Source organism: Solwaraspora sp. WMMD406 (assembly GCF_029626025.1).
GTDB lineage: Bacteria > Actinomycetota > Actinomycetes > Mycobacteriales > Micromonosporaceae > Micromonospora_E.
Window position 1 is genome coordinate 1,068,836 of record NZ_JARUBF010000001.1, and the last position, 20,732, is coordinate 1,089,567.

Below are 20,732 nucleotides of genomic sequence, written 5' to 3' on the forward strand. Positions count from 1 at the left end.
GGACACGGGTGCGGGTGGCACGGGGCACCCGTACCCGGGGATCGATGTTGATCCTCGCCGTCGCGGCGCTGGCCCTCAGCGTCGCCGGCGCGACCACCATCGGCACCGCCGACCTGACCGTCGCCGACGTGTTCCGCACCCACGGCGTCCACCTCGGGCTGCCGCTGGAACCGCTGCCGCCACTGCCGGACAGCATCGTCTGGAACCTGCGTACCCCCCGGGTGTTGCTCGCCGGCCTGGTCGGCGGCGGCCTCGCGGTGTGCGGCGCGGTCCTGCAGGCGCTGACCCGAAACCCGCTCGCCGACCCCTACCTGCTGGGCATCTCCGCCGGGGCGTCGACCGGCGCGGTGTCGGTGCTGATCTTCGGCCTCGGCGCCGGTGCCGCCGCGCTGACCGGCGGGGCGTTCGTCGGCGCGGTCGCCGCGTTCGCCGCCGCGCTGGCCCTGGCCGGCCGACGCTGGACCGAACCGTCGCGGATCCTGCTCGCCGGAGTCGCCGTCGGCCAACTCTTCGCCGCGATCACCAGCCTGATCGTGGTCTCCGCCGCGTCGCCGCAGCAGACCCGGGGCGTCACCTTCTGGCTGCTGGGCTCGCTGACCATGGCGAGCTGGCCGTCGGTCGCGTTGGCCGCCGCCGTCGCCGCCGTGGCGGTGCTGATCTGCTGGGCGGCCACGCCCGCGTTGGACGCGTTCGCCTTCGGCACCGACGTCGCGCAGTCGCTCGGCTTCTCCCCGGTGCGGGTACGCGCGCTGCTGTTCACGGTGACCGCGCTGCTGGCCGCCGTGCTGGTCGCGGCGAGCGGGGCGATCGGCTTCGTCGGGCTGACCGTGCCGCACGCCGCCCGGCTGCTGGTCGGTTCCCGGCACCGGATCCTGCTGCCCGCCTGCGCGGTCATCGGCGCCACCTTCCTGATCTGGGCGGACACCGCCGCCCGGACCGTGTTCGCGCCGCAGGAAGTGCCGGTCGGGGTGGTGACCGCACTGCTCGGCGTGCCGGTGTTCGCGCTGCTCATCCGCCGTCGGCAGACGCCGGGATGAGACTGCGGGCCGACAAGATCAGCTGGGCGGTACGCGGGAAGCCGCTGCTCGCCGACGTCACCCTCGACGCGGCCCCCGGCAGCCTGGTCGGGCTGCTCGGGCCGAACGGATCCGGCAAGTCCAGCCTGCTGCGGGTGCTCGCCGGGCTGCAGCGGCCCGACTCGGGTCGGGTGCTGCTCGACGGGGTCGACGCCGTCACGATCTCGCGCCGTACGCTGGCCCGGACGTTGGCCCTGGTCACCCAGCAGTCGGCGACCGATGTGGACATGTCGGTACGGGACGTGCTGCTGCTGGCCCGGATCCCGCACCGGCCGTTGCTCGCCGGCACGTCCGCCGACGACCTGGCCCGCGCCGAGCAGGCCCTGGAGGCGGCCGGGCTGCCCGGATTCGCCGACCGCCAATGGTCGTCGCTGTCCGGCGGGGAACGGCAACGGGTCGACATCGCCCGCGCGCTGGCGCAGGAACCACGGCTGCTGCTGCTCGACGAGCCGACCAACCACCTGGACATCCGCCACCAGCTCGACCTGCTGGACCAGCTGTCCCGGTCGCCGGTCACGGTGGTGACGGCGCTGCACGACCTCAACCTGGCCGCCCGGTTCTGCACCGCGATCGTGCTGCTGCACGCCGGCCGGGTGGTGGCGGCCGGCCCCCCGGCGCAGGTGTTGACCCCGGACCGGATCGCCGAGGTCTATCAGGTGGCCGCCGAGGTCACCGCCGACCCGGACGGTTGCCCGTACGTCCATCTGCGACGCGCGGACAGCCGGCCCCAACTGGACGAACACCCGCGACCTGTGAAATAGGCAATCGCCCATATTGATTGACAGTAAAGTGTCCGCCCCGTAGCGTCACGATTCACTTGGCTCTGAGGTCTGGCACGGGGGAGGACCGGATGGCAGTGGGTCGCTGGCGTGCGCCCATTTTCACACCACGACGGACGGCGATGCTGTCCGCTACGGCGGTGCTGCTGGCTGTCGCAGCCGTCGTCACCGTCGACGATCCGCGTCGGTTCGACGCGACACTCGCCGCACCAACCACAGTAGAAGGCCGCGCGTTGCTGGCGGCCCAGGACAGCGGACGACCGGTGCGCGTCGACACCCTGACCTCCGGAACGACCGAGGTCTGGGCCCGGCCCGACGGCCAACTGGAGGCGCGAATCTCCGCCGACGTGGTCCGGGTACGCCGAGGTGCCGGCTGGGTGCCGGTCGACCTGCGACTGCAGCGGGCCGCCGACGGCTCGGTCAGCCCCGCCGCGCACCCGAACGACCTGCGGATCTCCGGTGCCCGGCCGGCCGGCACCCACGAACTGGCCGCCGTCGGGCACGGTGCCGCCCGGGTCGCGATGAGCTGGACCGGCGTGCTGCCCGAGCCGCAGCTGGACGGGCCGGTCGCCACCTACCCCGACGTGCTGCCCGATGTGGACCTGGTGGTACGGGCCACCCGGACCGGGTTCGAACAGCTGCTCACGGTGCGCAACCGGGCGGCGGCCGACCGGGTACGCGAGGTCGCCCTCGCCCTGACCGGGCCGGGTATCGCCGGCCACCGTCACGACAAGCAGGCCGGCGTCACCCTCACCGGCCCGGACGGCACCACCCTGGCCACCGTGCCCGCGCCGGCCATGTGGGACGCCCGGACCACCCCGGCCGGTTCGCCGGCCCGCACCGCCCCGATCGACACCACCGTCACCGCCCGCCCCGACGGGGTCGACCTGGTGCTGCGACCCGACGCCGGCTGGCTCGACTCACCCGACACGGTCTACCCGGTGACCCTCGACCCGACGGTCAACCCGCTGTCCACCACCTTCGACGCGTACGTGCGGGAGAGCGTCACCACCAACCAGAGCGGCACCAACGATCTGCAGATCGGCCTGCTCGCCACCACCCCGCCGACGATCGCCCGATCGTTCGTCACCTGGAACGCGGCGGTGCTGGCGGGCAAGCAGATCAACTCCGCGACGGTCTACTTCTGGAACTGGTGGTCACACACCTGCAGCCCGAAGGCGTGGGAGATCTGGAGCACCGGTGCGGCCAGCACCGCCACCCGGTGGACCAGCCAGCCGCAGTGGCTGCACCAGGAGGCGACCTCCACCATGACCAAGGGGTTCGACGCCAGCTGCGACGACGGCTGGTCCACGATCAGCGGCACCAGCTTCTTCCAGCGGGCGGCGACCGCCGGAAGCAGCCAGGCTCACATGGGGATCCGGGCCACCGACGAGACCGACACCGCCACGTTCAAGCAGTTCCGCTCCCGGGACCACACCACCACGGCCCACGTGCCGTACGCGGTGGTCACCTACAACTCGTGGCCGACGGTCACGGCCCGGTCCACCGTCCCGGCCACCGCCTGCGTCACCGGTCCCGGCCGGCCGCTGGTCGACACCCTCACCCCGCAGCTGCGAGCGAGTGTCGCCGACGGCGACGGTACCGCGATGTCGGTGGAGTTCGAGTGGTGGATGGTCGGTGCCTCGGCCCGCCTCGGCGGCCAGACCATCAGCAACGTCGCCTCCGGTACGACCGCGAGCGTCACCGTCCCCGCCGGCGCGTTCCTCGACGGCGGTCGCTACCAGTGGCGGGTACGCGCCAGCGACGGAGTCGCCGGCAGCGCCGTCTGGTCCGGCTTCTGCGAGATGACGACCTACGTGACCGCGCCGCCGGTGGAGGGCTGCGTCGGCGGGGTCGACAACGACTACGACGGCGACGGCGTACCCGACGTCGCCATCGCCGATCCGGAAGCCACCGTCGCCGGGCAGCCCAAGGCCGGCCAGGTGCACGTGCGCTCCGGCGGCACCGGCACCGTCGACACGCTGCACGAGAACAACGCGCAGGTGGCCGGCGCGGCCGAAGGCGGTGACCGGTTCGGCTTCGCGCTGGCCAGCTACGACGTCAACCACGACGGCTGCACCGACCTGGCGGTCGGCGTGCCGTACGAGGATCTCGACGGCAAGGCCGACGTCGGCGCCGTGTACGTGTTGCTCGGCTCGCCGGACGGACTGGCCCAGGGCCCGGCGTCGTTGGTCTACCACCAGGGCCAGGCGGCGTTCCCGGAGACGGCCGAAGCCGGCGACTGGTTCGGGTTCTCGCTCGCCGCCGGACACACTGCCACCGGTGAGGCGTTCCTGCTCATCGGCGCACCCGGCGAGGACATCGGCACCGCCGTCGACACCGGCGTCGCGCACTACCTGCGCGGCACCGCCAACATCCTGCTCAGCCAGGGCGGCGGCGGGATCGTCGGGGATCTGGAGAACGACGACCTGACCGGCTATGCGCTGGCCGCGTCGAGTCACCACCTCGCGATCGGCGCACCCGGCGAGGCGATCGGCAGCGAGGTCTTCGCCGGTGGCGTCAACGTCTTCAGCCACCAGTACACCTCCGGCCGCCCGACGCTGGTCGCCGTCCTCGACCAGAACCGGGCCGACGTGTGGGGCACCTCCACCGCCAACGACACGTTCGGCAAGTCACTGTCCGTGGTCGACTACCGGGCGGCTGGCGCGCCGGCCGGCGGCACCGATTCGTTCCTGGCCGTCGGCGTACCCGGCAAGGAGTACGGCACAGCCGGCATCGCCGACACCGGCGTCGTGCAGCGGTTCCACATCACCGACAGCGGCTTCACCGAGCTGCCGGTGATCGCCCAGCACATCGTCGGCATCGGCGGCGGCGACGAGGAAGGCGACTACTTCGGCGAGCGGGTGCACCTGGTGAACCTCGCCCCCGGCTCGGCGGCGACAGCGGGCAACCTGCTGCTCGCCGTCGCCGCGCCCGGTGAGGACACCGGGTCGGCCGCCGACGCCGGGGTGGTCCGGGTGTTCGGTGCGGCGGCGAGTCCGATCAGCGGGTACGCCACGGTCGAGCGCGACGCGGCGGGCCTGCCGGGCACCCCGGTCGCCCAGGAACTCGTCGGTGTCTCCATCGGCGGCAACCAGACCCACCTGCACGTCGCCAGCCCGTACCAGGACCGGGCGGTCTACGCCCTGCCGTGGTCGGCGCTGGCTGCCGGCTCGGCCACCCCGCAGCACGTGTGGCGGGCCGGCGAGGACGGCTTCCCGGCCGCGGTCGCCTTCGGCGCGGCGGTCAGCTGATGGCCAGCAACGGCAAGTGGAACGGCACCACGGGGGAGGGCAGTGACGTGATCGGCGGCAGGCGGAAGAAGACTCACTGGCAGCGCGGGCTGGGACTCAGTCTCGGGCTGGCCGGGCTGCTCGCGGCGTACGCGGTCGTGGACCGCCCGGCGATGGGCGAACCGGCGACGGACGACCCGGCTGCGGCGGCTCCTGCGGCGGCCCCGGCGCTGCTGCCGGCCGCTGGCGACGGCCCGATCCGGCAGACCGAAGCCGAGGCGGTCGCCCACGCGGTCGACATCGGTGAACGGGTGGAGATCGGCGCGTTCCGGGGCGAGACCCGCGAAACCTATGCGAACCCGGACGGCACGTTGACGTCGGTGGAGCACGCCCAACCGGTACGGGTGGTACGCGACGGCCGCTGGGTGCCGGTCGACGCGACCCTGGTCACCGCCGCCGACGGCAGCATCGGCCCCCGGGCCGCCGTGCTCGGGCTGCGGCTCTCCGGCGGCGGCGACACCCCACTCGTACGGGTGGAACGCGCCGGTCGCAGCCTGACTCTCGACTGGCCGGGCACCCTGCCCGCACCGACGATCGACGGCGACCAGGTCACCTACCCGGAGGTGCTCCCCGGAGTCGACCTGGTGGTCAACGTCGCGGTGACCGGCTTCTCCCACGTCCTCGTGGTCAAGACGCCCGAGGCGGCGCAGCAGCCGGAGCTGGCCGAGTTGGAGTTCGGCCTGGACACGGCCGGTCTGGCGGTGCAGGACAGCCCGGACGGTGGGCTGGCCGCAGTCGACGAGGCGACCGGCGCGCCGGTGCTGGAGGCCGCCGCCCCGACGATGTGGGACTCGGGCGACGAGGGCTCGGCACCGCCGGGCCGGGCCGCCACCGACGACGTCACGGACTCTGACGCCACGGGTGCCGACGCCATGGATGCCGACCCGGCCGAGTCCGCGCCGCAGGGGGCCAGCGTCGCCCCGGTCAGTTGGCGGATCGACGGCGACGCCCTCACCCTGCTGCCGGACCAGGCGATGCTCGCCGACCCGGAGACCCGGTGGCCGGTCTACATCGACCCGATCTGGCAGGACACCCGCAACAGCGCCTGGGCGATGGTCGCCAGCGGATATCCCAACCAGGAGTACTGGAAGTTCTCCGGCACCGAGGGCGTCGGCGACTGCCCGGTGAGCTCCGGGCAGTGCAACAACGTCGGGGTCAAGCGGATCTACTACGCGTTGCCGACGCCGTACTCGGGGCGGACGATCCTGAGCGCCGAGTTCCGGGTCACGATGACCCACACGTACAACTCGACCGCCAAGAACGTCTCGCTGTACCGTGCCGGGTCCGGGATCAGCTCCGGCACGAACTGGAACAACAAGCCGGCGCTGAGCGTGTTGCAGCAGACGAAGGCACCGACCGCGAAGCAGAGTTCGTGCACGTCAACGAACCAGAACGTCGGGTTCACCGCCACGGCGGCGGTGCGGGAAGCCGTGACGAGGGGCTGGTCGACGACCACGTTCGGACTCGCCGCCACCAACGAGAGCGACCAGACGGCGTTCAAACGGTTCTGCGGCAACGCCATCCTGTCGGTCAACTACAACCGGACCCCGACCCAGCCGAAACGGGCGGACCTGACGATGTCGCCGGGCGGGGTGTGCGTCACCGGCACCAACCGCCCGTACGTGGACACGCCGCCGACCCTGTTCATGGTGCTGCGCGATCCGGACCACAGCTCGGCCCACACCGAGCAGGTCCGTGGCGAGATCCTCTACTACTGGTACGACTCGGCCGGCACCCGGGTGAACCGCTACGTGACCACCGGCTGGAAGGCCAGCGGGTCCCGATTCCAGTACACCCTGCCGTCGAACATCCCGCAGAACACCCCGATCACCTGGGAGGTGCGAGCCGGCGACTCGCACGCCTGGAGCAAATGGAGCTGGGAGGCCGACGCCAACGCGAACTGCCAGTTCGTCTACGACGCGACCGCCCCGGCCGCACCGGACATCGACTCACCGGAATACCTGCCGCTTGACGCCGGGGAGAACACCAGTGCCTGCGTCGAGGACGACCAGCACCGGGGCGGGGTCGGCATCTACGGCAGCTTCACCTTCGACTCGGCCTCCACCGACGCGGTCCGTTACCTGTACGGGTTCAACACCAACCCGTCGACGAGCAACGAGTTGGTCCCCACCAGCGGCGGCGGCCCGGTGTCGCTGCGCTGGATGCCGGTCGACGACGGCCCGAACTTCGTCACGGTGCAGGCGGTCGACCAGTCCGGCCTGCGGTCGGCGATCGCCACCTGCGTCTTCTCCGTGCCGACCCGGCTGGCGGCCGGCGAATGGGGGCTCGGCGAAACAGCCGGTGCGGCGTCGGCTGAGGACGCCCGCGGCAACCATCCGGCGACCGCCGGTGCGTCGGTGACGTTCGGGGTGGCCGGGCCGGGCTGCGGTGACTCCGGCCCTCAGTGCCAGTTCGACCGGGCCATCCGGTTCACCGGCTCCGCCGCCGACAGCTACCTGGCCACCACCAGCTCGGCGCTGGTCGACACGTCGACCGGGTTCGGGGCCAGCGCCTGGGTGCGGCTCACCGACGACTCCACCGACCGGGTCGCGATCAGCCAGGACGGCAGCGGCGAGCCCGGCTTCACCCTCGGCTTCGACGCCGCCACCGGCAAGTGGGAGTTCGCGATCCCGTCGACGGACGTGCTGTCGCTGAGCGGCTGGTCGGTGACCAGCACCGCGCCGGCCGTACGCGACGAGTGGACCCACCTGGCGGCGGCGTACGACCCGGAATTGAAGACGATGACGCTGTACGTCAACGGGGACGTCCAGCCCACAGTGCAGCGCCGGTCGGCCTGGAAGTCGCGCGGCGCGGTGCAGATCGGTCGGGCGTACGCCCGCAGCGGCCACACCGCCGGCTGGGCCGGTGAGCTGGCCGACATCGCCGTCTTCGACCGGGTGCTGGTGCCCCGGGAGGTGAGCGAGCTGTCCACCCTGCGGCCGGTACGGCTGGGCTACTGGCCGCTGGACGATGTGTCCGACGACCGCAGCCCCGCCTACGACGAGAACGGGCAGGAGGTGCTGCTGGAAGGTGGCGCCCACCTGTACGCACCGGACGTCGACGCGGATCCGTTCGCTGAGCCGGCGATGGTCGGTGGCGGCCATCTGGTGCTCGACGGGGTCGACGACCGGGCCCGCACCGAAGCGCCGGTGGCGGTGACCGACGGCAGCTTCACCGTCGCTGCCCGGGTCCGGCTGCCCAGCCCGACCTGCGGCGACCGGGACCAGGCGGTGCTGTCCCAGGCCGGTGTCACGGCGAGCGGATTCGTGATCCGCTGTGGCAGTGCCGACCGGTGGGAGCTGGTGCTGCCGCACAGCGACACCAACAATCCGCAGACCACCGTGGTATTCGATGGTGAGCAGCTGCCCCGCGCCGATCAGTCCGGCCAGCACCTGGCAGTGGTCTACGACGCGTTCCGCAACGAGGTGCGGCTCTATGTCGACGGGGTGGCCACCGCCACCGGTACCGCCTCGTATTCTGCCGGCTGGCGGGCGGACGGGCCGCTGCAGATCGGTCGGGCCCTGCACGACGGCAGCTTCGGCCAGTACCTCGGCGGCGTCGTCGACGAGGTACGGGTCTACACCGGGGTCGCCGACGACCAAACGATCCAGCGGCTGGTCCTCCCTCAGCCGAACCCAAACCTGTGATGCGCCGATTTCCCGCCTGCTTCGCCTCTTTCCCTCTGGAGTGGTGATGAGTTCCCGGATTCTGGTTGCGACCCCGACCCGCCGCCGCCGGCTGACCGCCGGCGTCACCTGGGCGACGGCGGTCGTTGTCGCCGCCGGCCTGCTGCAGGGGGTGGAGAGCCCGGCCCGAGCCGAGCCTGCGTCCAAAGCGCCGGCCGTGCAGCAGCAGGACGAGCCGGCCCCGGACCGCCCGGCGGCGCCGGTGCCGCCCCGCGAGCCCAACCCGGTGGTGCAGGCGGCGCTGCGTACCGCACCGGAGGTGGCCTGGCCGGCGGCCGGGACGGTGGAGGTGCCGGTGACGCCGGTGGCCCGCCCGGCTGGTGAGGCCGGCACGGCGGGCCGAGCGGCCGGCACCGCACCGCCGAGCAAGGTGCGGGTGCAGACCCTCGACCGCGCGGTGTCGACGAAAGCGAAGGTCGACGGGCCGGTCACCCGGATCGGCCGGGCCGCTGGCGAGACCGGCACCGGCACCGTACGGCTGTCGTTGAGCTACGCCGGGATCGCCGACGCGTACGGTGGGGACTTCGGGGCCCGGCTGCGGCTGGTCCGGTTGCCGGAATGCGCGTTGACCACGCCGGACGCGTCGGCGTGTGCGCCGCGGCCGGTGCCGGCGGTCAACAACGCCGGCACCGACACCCTGACCGCGACGATCGACGTCGGTGCCGGCACCGCGTTGTTCGCCATGGTCGCTTCGGAAAGCTCCGCGCAGGGCAGCTTCGGCGCGACCGAGTTCGCGCCGTCGTCGAAGTGGAACGTGTCGCCGTCGTCGGGTGCGTTCAACTGGTCGTACCCGATGCGGGTGCCGCCGGTGCCGGGCGGGCTGGCCCCGTCGGTGGTGCTCGGCTACAACTCGCAGGCCACCGACGGACGGACCGCGACCACCAACAACCAGGGCTCCTGGCTGGGTGAGGGCTTCAGCTACGAGCCCGGGTACGTCGAGCGTCGCTACAACACCTGCCTCGACGACGGCCGCGACGGCATGGGCGACCTGTGCTGGGCGCACGACAACGCCGTCCTGATGCTCAACGGCCGGTCCAGCACCCTCGTTCGCACCGGAGACACCTGGCGGTTCGCCAACGACGACGGGTCGAAGATCGAGCGGTACAGCGGAACGGTCGACGGCGCGGTCAACGGCGACAACGACCGCGAGTTCTGGAAGGTCACCACAGTCGACGGCACCGAGCACTACTTCGGGCTCAACCGGCTGCCCGGCTGGGCGTCCGGCAACGCCGAAACCAATTCGGTGTGGACGGTGCCGGTCTTCGGCGACGACAGCGGCGAACCCTGCTACAACGCCACCCTGGCGAACGCCTGGTGCCAGCAGGCGTGGCGATGGAACCTCGACTACGTCAAGGACCGGCACGGCAACGTCACCTCGTACTTCTACGAGCGGGAAACCAACCACTACGCGCTACGGGCGCAGACCTCCGTCAACGGCACCGCGTACCACCGGGGCGGTTGGCTCAAGCGGATCGACTACGGCCAGCGGCACAACGCCGTCTACTCCACCCCGGCGGCGGCCCGGGTGGTCTTCACCGACGCGGAACGGTGCATCCCGAGCGGCAGCATCACCTGCGCACCGGGCCAGCTCAACAACGGCACCGCCAACTCCTGGCCGGACGTGCCGTGGGACCGCAACTGCGCCGCCGGCACACACTGCACGGTGAGCCAGTCGTCGCCCAGCTTCTGGACCCGCAAGCGGGTCAGCCAGATCACCACCGAGATCCGCTCCGGCAGCGGCTGGACCCCGGTCGACTCGTGGAACCTGACCCACCTGTTCACCAACAACGCCGACGGCAGCCGGTCGCTGTGGCTGCACAAGATCGACCACCAGGGCCGGTACGGCGGCGGCGACCCGCTGACCGTACCGTCGGTCGAGCTGGGCGCACTCCAACTGCCCAACCGGATCGACATCCCCGGCGACAACATCGCCCCGCTGATCCGGCCCCGGTTGACCACCGTCTACACCGACTCCGGCGGCCAGGTCGACGTCACCTACAAGGCGCCCGACTGCGCGGCCAACACGCTGCCAACCGCCGGCAACAGCACCCGCCGCTGCTATCCGGTCAAGTGGTCGCCCGGCGGCGAGCCGAACCCGATCACCGACTGGTTCCACAAGTACGTCGTCGAGTCGGTCACCGAATCGGACCGGACGAACGTCGAGCCCGGCACCGCCCTGGCCCCGGACATGGTGACCAGCTACGAATACCTCGGCGACGCCGCTTGGCGGCACGCCGACCCGGACGGCATCGGGGACACCAAGTACCTGACCTGGAACCAGTGGCGCGGCTACGAGAAGGTGCGGGTCCGGCGCGGCAGCGCCGAGACGAAGACCACCCGGACCGAGCACACCTACCTGCGGGGCATGCACGGCGACAAGCACCCGGCCGGCGGCACCCGCACGGTCACCCGTACCGATTCGGTCGGCACCTCCTACACCGACCACGACGAACTCGCCGGCTTCGAGATCGAGACCGTCGTCTACAACGGCCCAGACGTCAGCAGCAAGTCGTTGACCAGCCCGTGGCGCTACGAGACGGCCAGTTACAGCCGGCCGTGGGGCACCGAGCGGGCGTTCTTCGTCAAGCCACAGATCAGCCGGGGCTTCACCGCGTTGGCCGCCGGCGGCTGGCGGGAAACCAAGTCGATCACGACGTACGACCCGGCGACCAGCGGCTACACCGATCCGGTCGGCCGGGTGACCCAGGTCGAGGACCTCGGTGACGTCAGCACGGCCGCCGACGACCGGTGCACCCGTACGACCTACGCCGACAACCACGGCCTGCGGCTGCGCACCTTGGTCACCCGGGAGGAAACCGTCTCGGTCGCCTGCTCGGTCGCCAACCCCAACCGGGCCACGCAGCTGCTGATCGACAACCGGACCTCGTACGACGGCCAGGCGTTCGGCGCGACACCGACCAAGGGCAACGCCACCCGGATCGAGAAGCTCGGCACGCACAACGGCGTCAGCGCCAGCTACGTCACCGTCGGCGAAGCCACCTTCGACCCGTACGGCCGGCCGTTGACGGCGCAGGACGGCTCCGGCGCGGTCACCGACATCGCCTACACCGAGACCAACGGGTTGACCACCCGCAAGATGGAGACCGGGCCGCAGATCCGGGTCGGCACCGCGGACACCCGGTTCATCGCGACCACCGACTACCACCCGGCCTGGGGTGTCCCGGTCACCCAGATCGACTGGAACGGCAAGCGGACCGATGTCGAGTACGACAAGCTGGGCCGCGCTACCCGGGTCTGGCTTCCGCACCGACCGAAGCCAACCTACGCGGATCGGCCGAGTCTCCAGTACACCTACCGGAATCAGGACAACGCTCCGGTCTCGGTGAAGACCGAGCGGCGTGACAACGCCGGCGAATGGGTCACTCCTGAGTACACGATCTACGACGGCTTTCTACGCCCCCGGCAGATCCAGGTGCCCGGCCCGGACGGCGGACGACTCGTCTCGGAGACGTTCTACACCCCTACCGGGCAGGTGGCGAAGTTCAACGACAAGTTCTATGCATCGGGCGCACCGTCGGGCACGCTGTTGAAGACGGTCAACGGCGACGTCGACCTGCAGACGGTGTACGAGTACGACGGCCTCGACCGGGTCAAGCAAACCATCACCCAGGTGGCTGGCCAGGAGAAGTGGCGCACGGTCACCACGTACGGCGGCGACCGGGTCAACATCGACCCGCCGACCGGCGGCACCCCGACCACCACCGTCACCGATGCCCGTGGTCAGGTCGTCGAGTTGAAGCAGTACCACGGTGCCGGGCCGAGCGGCGGTCACGACAGCACCACCTACACGTACACCCCGGCCGGTCAGCAGGCCAGCGTCACCGACCCGGCCGGCAACGTGTGGACCTACGAGTACGACCAGCGGGGCCGCAGGATCGAGGCGGTCGACCCGGACAGCGGGACCAGCACCTTCACCTACAACGACTACGACCAGCTGACCTCGACCACGGACGGCCGTGGCGTCATGCTGAGCCACACCTACGATGTGCTCGGCCGCATGACCGGCACCTACCAGGGCTCGGTCGCGACCGGGACCAAGCTGGCCGAGTGGGGCTACGACACCATCGCCAAGGGGCAGCTCTACTTCGCCACCCGCATCGTCGACGGCGGCCACAAGTATCACACCATCTACCAGTACCGGGACGATTTCTACCGGGCGACGCGAGTCAGCTATTCGATTCCCGCTGCCGACACCCATGCCGAGCTCGGCGGGACGTACCAGTTCAACACGCAGTACAACCGGGACGGCACGGTGCAGAGCACGAGCTTCCCGGCGAGCGGCGGGCTCCCGGGCGAGGGCATCGTGTACACGTACGACGACCTGCAGCGGGTTACGAAGATCGGCAGCTCGTCGTCCACATACCTCAGTCGGGCCGAGTATGCGCAGACCGGCGAGCTGCTGCAGGCAGAGTCGAGCGCGGGCAGCCGCAAGGTCTATGGCACCTACTTCTACGAGGAGGGCACCAAGCGGCTGACCCGGTCGATGCTGAGCCGGCAGGCGTTCGCGGGCGAGAACCCGATGGTGCCGACCAGCGACGTCGATCAACATTACGAGTACGACGCCGCCGGTAACGTGCTGTCGATCGCTGATCGGCCGGGCTCCGGCGTACGGGACATCCAGTGCTTCCAGTACGACTACCTGCGGCGGATGACGCGGGCGTGGAGCACGGCGACCACCGCGAGTGACCCGTGTGCGGGTGGTCCGGGCACCAGCGGGGTGGGCGGTCCGGCGCCGTACCACCACTCCTACAGCTACGACCTGGCCGGCAACCGGCAGACCGAGACGATCCACGCCGCCGGTGGGGCCGACGAGGTGGAGCGGACGTATTCGTATCCGCAGCCGGGTCAGGCGCAGCCGCACACGTTGTCGCAGGTGGTGGAGGAGACGTCGGCGGGGGACAGGTTGTACTCGTACGAGTACGACGCCGCCGGTAACACGACGAAGCGGGTCCGGGTCGGCGAGGAACAGGACCTGGTCTGGAACGCCGAGGGCCGGCTTGAGTCGGTCACCGAGGGCGGGCAGGTCACCAGCTTCGTCTACGACGCCGATGGTGGTCGGCTGGTCCGGAAGGATCCGGATTCGATCACGGTGTATCTGCCGAACATGGAGTTGAGGCTGGACCGTTCTGACTCGGTGGTGGACGGGACGCGGTACTACCCGGTCGGTGGTCAGTTGACGGTGGTGCGGACGGTCGCTGGTGTGCAGGTGCAGGCGGCGGATCATCACGGGTCCGGGCAGGCCGCGGTGGATGGGACGACCGGGCAGATCACGCATCGACGGATGGCGCCGTTCGGGACTGAGCGGGGTGGCCAGCCGGGGGTTGGGCAGTGGCTGGGTGAGAAGGGTTTCGTCGGGGGTACGCGGGACGCGTCGACGGGGTTGACGCATTTGGGTGCGCGGGAGTACGACCCGCGGACGGGTCGGTTCATCTCGGTGGATCCGATCATCGACGTGGGTGATCCACAGCAGATGCACGGGTATGCGTATGCGAACAATTCGCCGGTGTCGTTTACGGATCCGGATGGGTTGAAGCCGCTGGCGACGGGTGGTGGCGCGGAGGAGGACGCGTACTGGAAGTCGCGTGGTGAGAAGTTGGTGCAGGATCCGTCGAGTGGCCGGTGGTCGGTGGTGCCGGATCCGCCGAGGAAGCCTCGGTTGGCGGAGCCGCCGGAGGTGACGCAGGCGCGTCGGGATGTGGAGCGGGCGAAGCAGATCGTTGTGGCGGTGGCGAAGGAGCTCGGCCAGATCCTGATGGACGAGCTGGGGATCACCGACGCGGTGGACTGCTTCATCAACGGCGACATGGGCGCTTGCGCGGCGACGGCGTTGAACGTGGTGCTGACGGCGGTGGGTGGCGCTGCCGGCAAGCTGATTGCCCGCTACGGGTTGAAGCCGTGGAAGCTGAAGGAGCTCGGAGACCGGTTGTGGAACCTGGGCGGCAAGCTCAAGGACGCTGTCGGTACCTTCTTCAGCAGCCGTAAGCGGCTCGACGATCTGGGTAGTTGTCCGGTGCCGAACAGCTTCGTGCCGGGCACGCTGGTGCTGCTCGCTGACGGTTCGACGAAGCCGATCGAGCAGCTTGACGTCGGTGACCTGGTGCTCGCCACTGATCCGGAAACGGGTGAGACCGCTGTCAAGATGGTCGTCGCTACTATCACCGGTGACGGTACCAAAGACCTTGTCGAGATCACGGTCGACACCGACGGCAACCAAGGCAACGCCGAGGGGGTGCTAGTCGCGACCGACGGCCATCCGTTCTGGGTGCCGGAGTTGGGCGAGTGGCGCGACGCGGACGAGCTGGTGGCCGGGCAGTGGCTGCAGACCTCCGCCGGCACCTGGGTCCAGATCACCGCTGTCCGTCAGTGGACCGAGACTCGTACCGTCCACAACCTCACCATCGACGACATCCACACTTACCACGTACTCGCCAGCGACACGCCCGTCCTCGTCCACAACTGCGGAATCGGTCGCGAACTACTCGGTGACGAGGCATCGGATCACATCCTTGACGGACACAGGTTTCCTGGGAAGCAGGGCAAGGACTATTTTCCGGAGGGCTGGTCGGATGACCAGATTCTGGATGCTGTTGCTGATGTGGTGACGAGTCCAGCCAGTCAAGGGAGCTGGTACAAGGGGTCTGCTGTGCATGCTGAGAGGACAGGGAGAACCAGGAAGGGAGAACCCGCAGTCCAGAATGTGGTCGGAACAGTGAGAGGGGTGAAAATCCTAGTGCGTTACGAGCCTCTTACTGGTAAAGTGCTCACGGCGTTCCCGCAGTGAAGGATGAAATCAGTCTATCTGAGTTATTGCAAATTGTGATGGGAAAATCGTGGAGAGAAGCAAGATCATAGAATTTCTGCGCCGGCTAGACGACCCTGAATGGCCGGAGTCTCCGGCTGGCTATAGGGAAACTGAGGCAGAGGCTTCTTTCGCCTCTCTAGTGGCACGGATTAGCTCTCGCTTCTCGGCACGTCTTGACGTCGACCGGGCAATCCAAGACTCAGCCCAGTATGGACGGATTGAGGTACCGAGAGGGGCTGCTGCCTGCGGGACGAGGATTGTTGTTCTGGTAAGTAAATTCAAGCCTTTGGCTATGGTGGCGGCCGACAACCCTGGTGCATTTTTGGGTACGAATGAAGCCATTGAGGAGGGAGAACTTGATGCGAGTGATCTTGAGAAGCTAGAGCAGTCGCTTGTTGAGTCGGGATACGTTCCGATTCCGGAAGAAGTTCTGTCTAATCGCTACGACGGAGCCACTCGCCTCCTTTTCCATGGTTCCGGCGAACCTAGTTGGTGGGATCGGTATTTCGGTACCTTCTGAGTCGAAGCCGGCCGAGTGTTGCTAGGGGGTTATAGCCTAAAGGTCAGCTATCCTTCGCCACGCGTGATCGGCCAGTTGAAGGACGCTGTCGGGAGCCCGTGATCAGAAGCTTGCTCGGACAAGCTCAGTGGTTGGGTGAGAAGGGTTTCGTCGGGGGTACGCGGGACGCGTCGACGGGGTTGACGCATTTGGGTGCGCGGGAGTACGACCCGCGGACGGGTCGGTTCATCTCGGTGGATCCGATCATCGACGTGGGTGATCCACAGCAGATGCACGGGTATGCGTATGCGAACAATTCGCCGGTGTCGTTTACGGATCCGGATGGGTTGAAGCCGCTGGCGACGGGTGGTGGCGCGGAGGAGGACGCGTACTGGAAGTCGCGTGGTGAGAAGTTGGTGCAGGATCCGTCGAGTGGCCGGTGGTCGGTGGTGCCGGATCCGCCGAGGAAGCCTCGGTTGGCGGAGCCGCCGGAGGTGACGCAGGCGCGTCGGGATGTGGAGCGGGCGAAGCAGATCGTTGTGGCGGTGGCGAAGGAGCTCGGCCAGATCCTGATGGACGAGCTGGGGATCACCGACGCGGTGGACTGCTTCATCAACGGCGACATGGGCGCTTGCGCGGCGACGGCGTTGAACGTGGTGCTGACGGCGGTGGGTGGCGCTGCCGGCAAGCTGATTGCCCGCTACGGGTTGAAGCCGTGGAAGCTGAAGGAGCTCGGAGACCGGTTGTGGAACCTCGGCGGCAAGCTCAAGGACGCTGTCGGCACCTTCTTCAGCAGCCGCAGGAAGCTCGACGATCTGGGTAGTTGTCCGGTGCCGAACAGCTTCGTGCCAGGCACGCTGGTACTGCTCGCTGACGGTTCGACGAAGCCGATCGAGCAGCTTGACGTCGGTGACCTGGTGCTCGCGACCGATCCGGAAACGGGTGAGACCGCTGTCAAGATGGTCGTCGCTACTATCACCGGTGACGGTACCAAAGGCCTTGTCGAGATCACGGTCGACACCGACCGCGACCGTGGTGACGCCGAGGGCGTTGTGGTCGCGACCGACGGACACCCGTTCTGGGTGCCGGAGTCAGGCGAGTGGCGCGACGCCGCCGAGCTTGAGGCCGGTCAGTGGTTGCAAACCTCCGCCGGTACGTGGGTCCAGATCACCGCTGTCCGCCAGTGGACCCAGACCCAACGGGTCCACAACCTCACCATCGACGACATCCACACCTACTACGTCGTAGCCAGCGGTCAGCCAGTCCTCGTCCACAACTGTAGGGTCCTTGGTGACGTTGGCAGGATCGGTGGTTGGATACCTGACACTGTGCCCTCCGAGACTCAGGCTGTAATTCGGGATCTTGATGAGTACGGACTTGAAGCGCAGGGTGCTGGACCGCAGTTCGCCGGTCCAGATGGTTGGGAACCATTTGAGAATTCGGGACGAAACGGCGCATTCCGCCTTCCTTCGACAGACGGGAGCGGAAGAAAAATCGAATACCAAGAACATGGAACCGTTCAGTCGGCAGCCAATCCACGACCGGGTGGTGAGCGGATAGTGAGGGGGTCGGACGGGTCGATGTACTATTCGCCGACCCACTACCAAACGTACATCGTTGTGAGAGCAGGGAGATAGTATGAAGCAGGTCTGGACACAAGATCCTCCATGGATACATCCAGTCGGCCCAAAAATTGCTGATGGCGTGTCGGTGACTTTTCCTCCGACTGGATTGACTGCGGTTGTACGTATTGATGGAGCAGCGACTAGTGACGAATATCGGTTGTTGGAAGCCGTCTCCGAGGGATTTCGTTTTCCCGCATACTTTGGCTGGAATTTTGACGCCCTAATCGATTGTTTACGCGACTTATCGTGGTATGAAGCAGATCGCTACTTAGTGGTTATCGAAAGATCCGACTCGCTTCTTGGAGGCGATACTGCTAGTCTAACTCTTCTCGCGAGTGCCTTCGTGCGCTCCGGTGCTCACTGGGCGAGTCCGAGCATGAGTGGGCGAACTGTCCCAGTAGCTTTCAATGTCGTGCTTTTTGATTGCGTTTCTAGTCTAGAATTTTGGCGAGAGAAGGCAAATCTTAGAAGTCGATAATCGCGATAAGATCGAGATGATCGGTGGTCGACGTGTGGTCAGTTGACGGTGGTGCGGACGGTCGCTGGTGTGCAGGTGCAGGCGGCGGATCATCACGGGTCCGGGCAGGCCGCGGTGGACGGGTCGTCGGGGCAGATCACCCATCGACGGATGGCGCCGTTCGGGACTGAGCGGGGTAGCCAGCCTGGGGTCGGGCAGTGGCTGGGTGAGAAGGGCTTCGTCGGGGGCACGCGGGACGCGTCGACGGGGTTGACGCATCTGGGTGCGCGGGAGTATTACCCGCAGACGGGTCGGTTCATCTCGGTGGATCCGATCATCGATGTGGGTGATCCGCAGCAGATGCACGGGTACGCGTATGCGAACAATTCGCCGGTGTCGTTTACGGATCCGGATGGGTTGAAGCCGCTGGCGACGGGTGGTGGTGCGGAGGAGGACGCGTACTGGAAGTCGCGTGGTGAGAAGTTGGTGCAGGATCCGTCGAGTGGTCGGTGGTCGGTGGCGCGACGCCGCCGAGCTCGCGGCCGGGCAGTGGCTGCAGACCTCCGCCGGTACGTGGGTCCAGATCACCGCCGTCCGTCAGTGGACCCAAACCCAGTGGGTCCACAACCTCAGTTTAACAAGGAAAATTCAGCCCGATTTGTCGTTGCTATTCAGGACTTCGTCAAAGGGCCGAGGCAATCACGATTCGTGGAACTTTTAGGGGTCAAAAGGCGAATCATTAGGTTAACCCCCGCACGGGTGTGCATGCTTCGTTCGCCATAGATGGCCCGGATGGTGGAAAGTATATCGGAGGCTGGAAATCTGACCCCATCGCCGACAGGGATCAGTATGAATATTTGATAAGAGACGGTGTGTTGTAGATGTTGAGAGGGTGTCGATGTGAGCGAAGAGTCTAGCGTTGAGATTAGGCTTACCCCAGACGAGGCTCTCGTGCTGTCTGACTGGATCTATCGCCTTGAGGAACAGGATGATGCATTGAATGACGAGGCGGTTTGGGTGCCGCTGCGCAGGATTGCTGGCGTGCTTGATAAGGCATTGGTTGCAGTATTTGCTCCGGATTACAGGAAGCGAATTGAGGCTGCGCGAATGCGGCTACTTGCCGAACGTGGGCTAGACGAAAATAGCGAATAACTTGAAAGGCGCCTGGCGGTGGTCTACGACTCGGTACGCTAGGAGGTACGGCTCTACGTCGATGGTCAGCTCTCGTCCACCGGTACTGCCCGTACACGGCTGGCTGGCGCCCGGACGGCGGCCTGCAGGTCGGCCGGGCGCTGCACAACGGAAGCTTCGGCCAGAACCTCACCGGCGTCGTTGACGAGGTACAGGTGGCGCCGGAGCTGCCGACGCGACGATGATTGCCGAGATGGCTGGAATGGCGGGTGGGCCGATCGGGTGACCGTTCGCTGCGCGCGGCCCGTGTCACCGTCAGGCGGCGCGGGCCGCGCTCAGCGGAGGCAGGAGTCGTCGGGGTCGATGGTGGTGGTGATGCGTCGGCCGATGTCGCGCAGCTGGCGGCACTGGGCCTTGGTCATCGGGTCGAAGACGAGCCGGCGTACCTCTTCGACGTGTCCGGGCGCCGTCTCGACCAGCTTGTCCCACCCGGTGTCGGTGAGAGTGGCGAGGGTGTAGCGCCCGTCGGTCGGGTCGGGTGCCCGGCGGACCCAGCCGCGTTTTTCCAGCCGGGTGACCACCTGTGACAGACGCGACAGCGAGCCGTCGGCGATCAGGGCGAGCCGGCTCATCCGCATGGTCCGCTCGGGGGTCTCGGACAGCGCGGCCATCACCTGGTATTCGAAGTGGCTGATCCCGGCGTCGCGCTGCAACTGCCGGTCGAGCGCCGCCGGCAGCCTGGTCAGCACGCTGACGAGGGCGAACCAGGTCTCCAGTTCGTCCTCGTCGAGCCAGCGCGGCTCCTCGGCGGGGGTGGCCATGTGAGCAAGTCTAGCTTCAAGCGTCAAGTGATCACGAGAGCTGCGTCACTTGACGCTTGAAGTAATACAGGGCTAGCCTTCGCTTCAACCTTAAAGAGAAACCTGGGCTGGAGACAGATATGAACGTCGTTCTGTGGGTGCTCGCCGGCGTGCTCGCCGCAGCGTTCCTCGGTGCGGGGCTGATGAAGGTCAGCCAGCCGAGGGAGAAGCTCGTCGAGCGGGGGATGGGCTTCGCCGCCGACTTCCCCATGGGCCTGGTACGGACCATCGGCGCGCTGGAGATCCTCGCCGCGATCGGCCTGATCCTGCCGGCCGTCACCGGCATCGCCCCGATCTTCGTGCCGCTGGCCGCCCTCGGCCTGGTCGTCATGATGATCGGCGCCGCGATCGTGCACGCCCGGCGCAAGGAATACCCGGGCATCGTGCCCAACATCGTGCTGCTGGCGATGGCCGCCGTCGTCGCCTGGGGCCGGTTCGGCCCGTACGCCTTCTGATTTGGCCGTACGCCCGCCCACCCGTACGCCCGCTGACCACCCGTACCA

The 20,732-nt window shown here is 68.1% G+C and carries 12 protein-coding genes; 11 read left to right on the forward strand and 1 reads right to left on the reverse strand.

Annotated features, from left to right (window positions below; translation table 11 throughout):
• The first annotated feature begins 8 nt into the window (after positions 1–8).
• The 10 genes from O7632_RS04840 (at position 9) to O7632_RS04885 (ending at position 19,390) form a co-directional block, all read left to right on the forward strand.
• Positions 9–1,037 carry an iron chelate uptake ABC transporter family permease subunit gene (locus tag O7632_RS04840; RefSeq protein WP_278111772.1) on the forward strand — a complete coding sequence of 343 codons (1,029 nt, stop codon included), beginning with the start codon at positions 9–11 and terminating at the stop codon, positions 1,035–1,037.
• Entirely contained in the window at positions 1,034–1,837 is an 804-nt protein-coding gene (locus O7632_RS04845; RefSeq protein WP_278111773.1) for an ABC transporter ATP-binding protein, read from the forward strand. The genes O7632_RS04840 and O7632_RS04845 overlap by 4 nt, the downstream gene beginning before the upstream one ends.
• A gap of 140 nt (positions 1,838–1,977) precedes the next feature.
• The gene (locus tag O7632_RS04850) at positions 1,978–5,109 is read left to right on the forward strand and encodes a hypothetical protein (RefSeq protein ID WP_278111775.1); all 3,132 of its coding nucleotides are present in this window, start codon (positions 1,978–1,980) and stop codon (positions 5,107–5,109) included.
• A complete protein-coding gene (locus O7632_RS04855; RefSeq protein WP_278111777.1) occupies positions 5,109–8,795 on the forward strand; it encodes a LamG-like jellyroll fold domain-containing protein in 3,687 nt (1,228 codons plus the stop codon). The genes O7632_RS04850 and O7632_RS04855 overlap by 1 nt, the downstream gene beginning before the upstream one ends.
• Before the next feature lie 46 nt (positions 8,796–8,841).
• Positions 8,842–15,636, forward strand: coding sequence for a polymorphic toxin-type HINT domain-containing protein (locus O7632_RS04860; RefSeq protein WP_278111779.1), 6,795 nt, complete (start codon positions 8,842–8,844; stop codon positions 15,634–15,636).
• Positions 15,637–15,685: 49 nt separating this feature from the next.
• Positions 15,686–16,177 carry a hypothetical protein gene (locus O7632_RS04865; protein WP_278111781.1) on the forward strand — a complete coding sequence of 164 codons (492 nt, stop codon included), beginning with the start codon at positions 15,686–15,688 and terminating at the stop codon, positions 16,175–16,177.
• Positions 16,178–16,275: 98 nt separating this feature from the next.
• A complete protein-coding gene (locus O7632_RS04870) occupies positions 16,276–17,793 on the forward strand; it encodes a polymorphic toxin-type HINT domain-containing protein (RefSeq protein ID WP_278111783.1) in 1,518 nt (505 codons plus the stop codon).
• 1 nt (position 17,794) lies between these two features.
• Positions 17,795–18,259 carry a barstar family protein gene (locus O7632_RS04875; RefSeq protein WP_278111784.1) on the forward strand — a complete coding sequence of 155 codons (465 nt, stop codon included), beginning with the start codon at positions 17,795–17,797 and terminating at the stop codon, positions 18,257–18,259.
• Between the two features lie 150 nt (positions 18,260–18,409).
• The gene (locus tag O7632_RS04880; RefSeq protein WP_278119832.1) at positions 18,410–19,021 is read left to right on the forward strand and encodes an RHS repeat-associated core domain-containing protein; all 612 of its coding nucleotides are present in this window, start codon (positions 18,410–18,412) and stop codon (positions 19,019–19,021) included.
• Positions 19,022–19,138: 117 nt separating this feature from the next.
• On the forward strand, positions 19,139–19,390 hold the full coding sequence (locus tag O7632_RS04885; RefSeq protein ID WP_278111785.1) for a hypothetical protein: 252 nt from the start codon (positions 19,139–19,141) through the stop codon (positions 19,388–19,390).
• Positions 19,391–19,704: 314 nt separating this feature from the next.
• Here the strand turns inward: O7632_RS04885 and O7632_RS04890 are convergent, their stop codons facing one another.
• Positions 19,705–20,190 (reverse strand): MarR family winged helix-turn-helix transcriptional regulator, encoded by a 486-nt coding sequence (locus O7632_RS04890; RefSeq protein ID WP_278111786.1) that lies wholly within the window; start codon positions 20,188–20,190, stop codon positions 19,705–19,707.
• Positions 20,191–20,309: 119 nt separating this feature from the next.
• On the opposite strand from O7632_RS04890, the gene O7632_RS04895 reads away from it, so the two are divergent.
• Positions 20,310–20,684, forward strand: coding sequence for a DoxX family protein (locus tag O7632_RS04895; protein ID WP_278111787.1), 375 nt, complete (start codon positions 20,310–20,312; stop codon positions 20,682–20,684).
• Positions 20,685–20,732: the final 48 nt, after the last annotated feature.

Bases quoted from the DNA above. Each gene is read 5' to 3' on its own strand.
- O7632_RS04855 (WP_278111777.1), top strand. From the start codon at position 5,109: ATGGCCAGCAACGGCAAGTGGAACGGCACCACGGGGGAGGGCAGTGAC.
- O7632_RS04875 (WP_278111784.1), top strand. From the start codon at position 17,795: ATGAAGCAGGTCTGGACACAAGATCCTCCATGGATACATCCAGTCGGC.
- O7632_RS04850 (WP_278111775.1), top strand. From the start codon at position 1,978: ATGCTGTCCGCTACGGCGGTGCTGCTGGCTGTCGCAGCCGTCGTCACC.
- O7632_RS04845 (WP_278111773.1), top strand. From the start codon at position 1,034: ATGAGACTGCGGGCCGACAAGATCAGCTGGGCGGTACGCGGGAAGCCG.
- O7632_RS04895 (WP_278111787.1), top strand. From the start codon at position 20,310: ATGAACGTCGTTCTGTGGGTGCTCGCCGGCGTGCTCGCCGCAGCGTTC.
- O7632_RS04890 (WP_278111786.1), bottom strand. From the start codon at position 20,190: ATGGCCACCCCCGCCGAGGAGCCGCGCTGGCTCGACGAGGACGAACTG.
- O7632_RS04880 (WP_278119832.1), top strand. From the start codon at position 18,410: ATGGCGCCGTTCGGGACTGAGCGGGGTAGCCAGCCTGGGGTCGGGCAG.
- O7632_RS04860 (WP_278111779.1), top strand. From the start codon at position 8,842: ATGAGTTCCCGGATTCTGGTTGCGACCCCGACCCGCCGCCGCCGGCTG.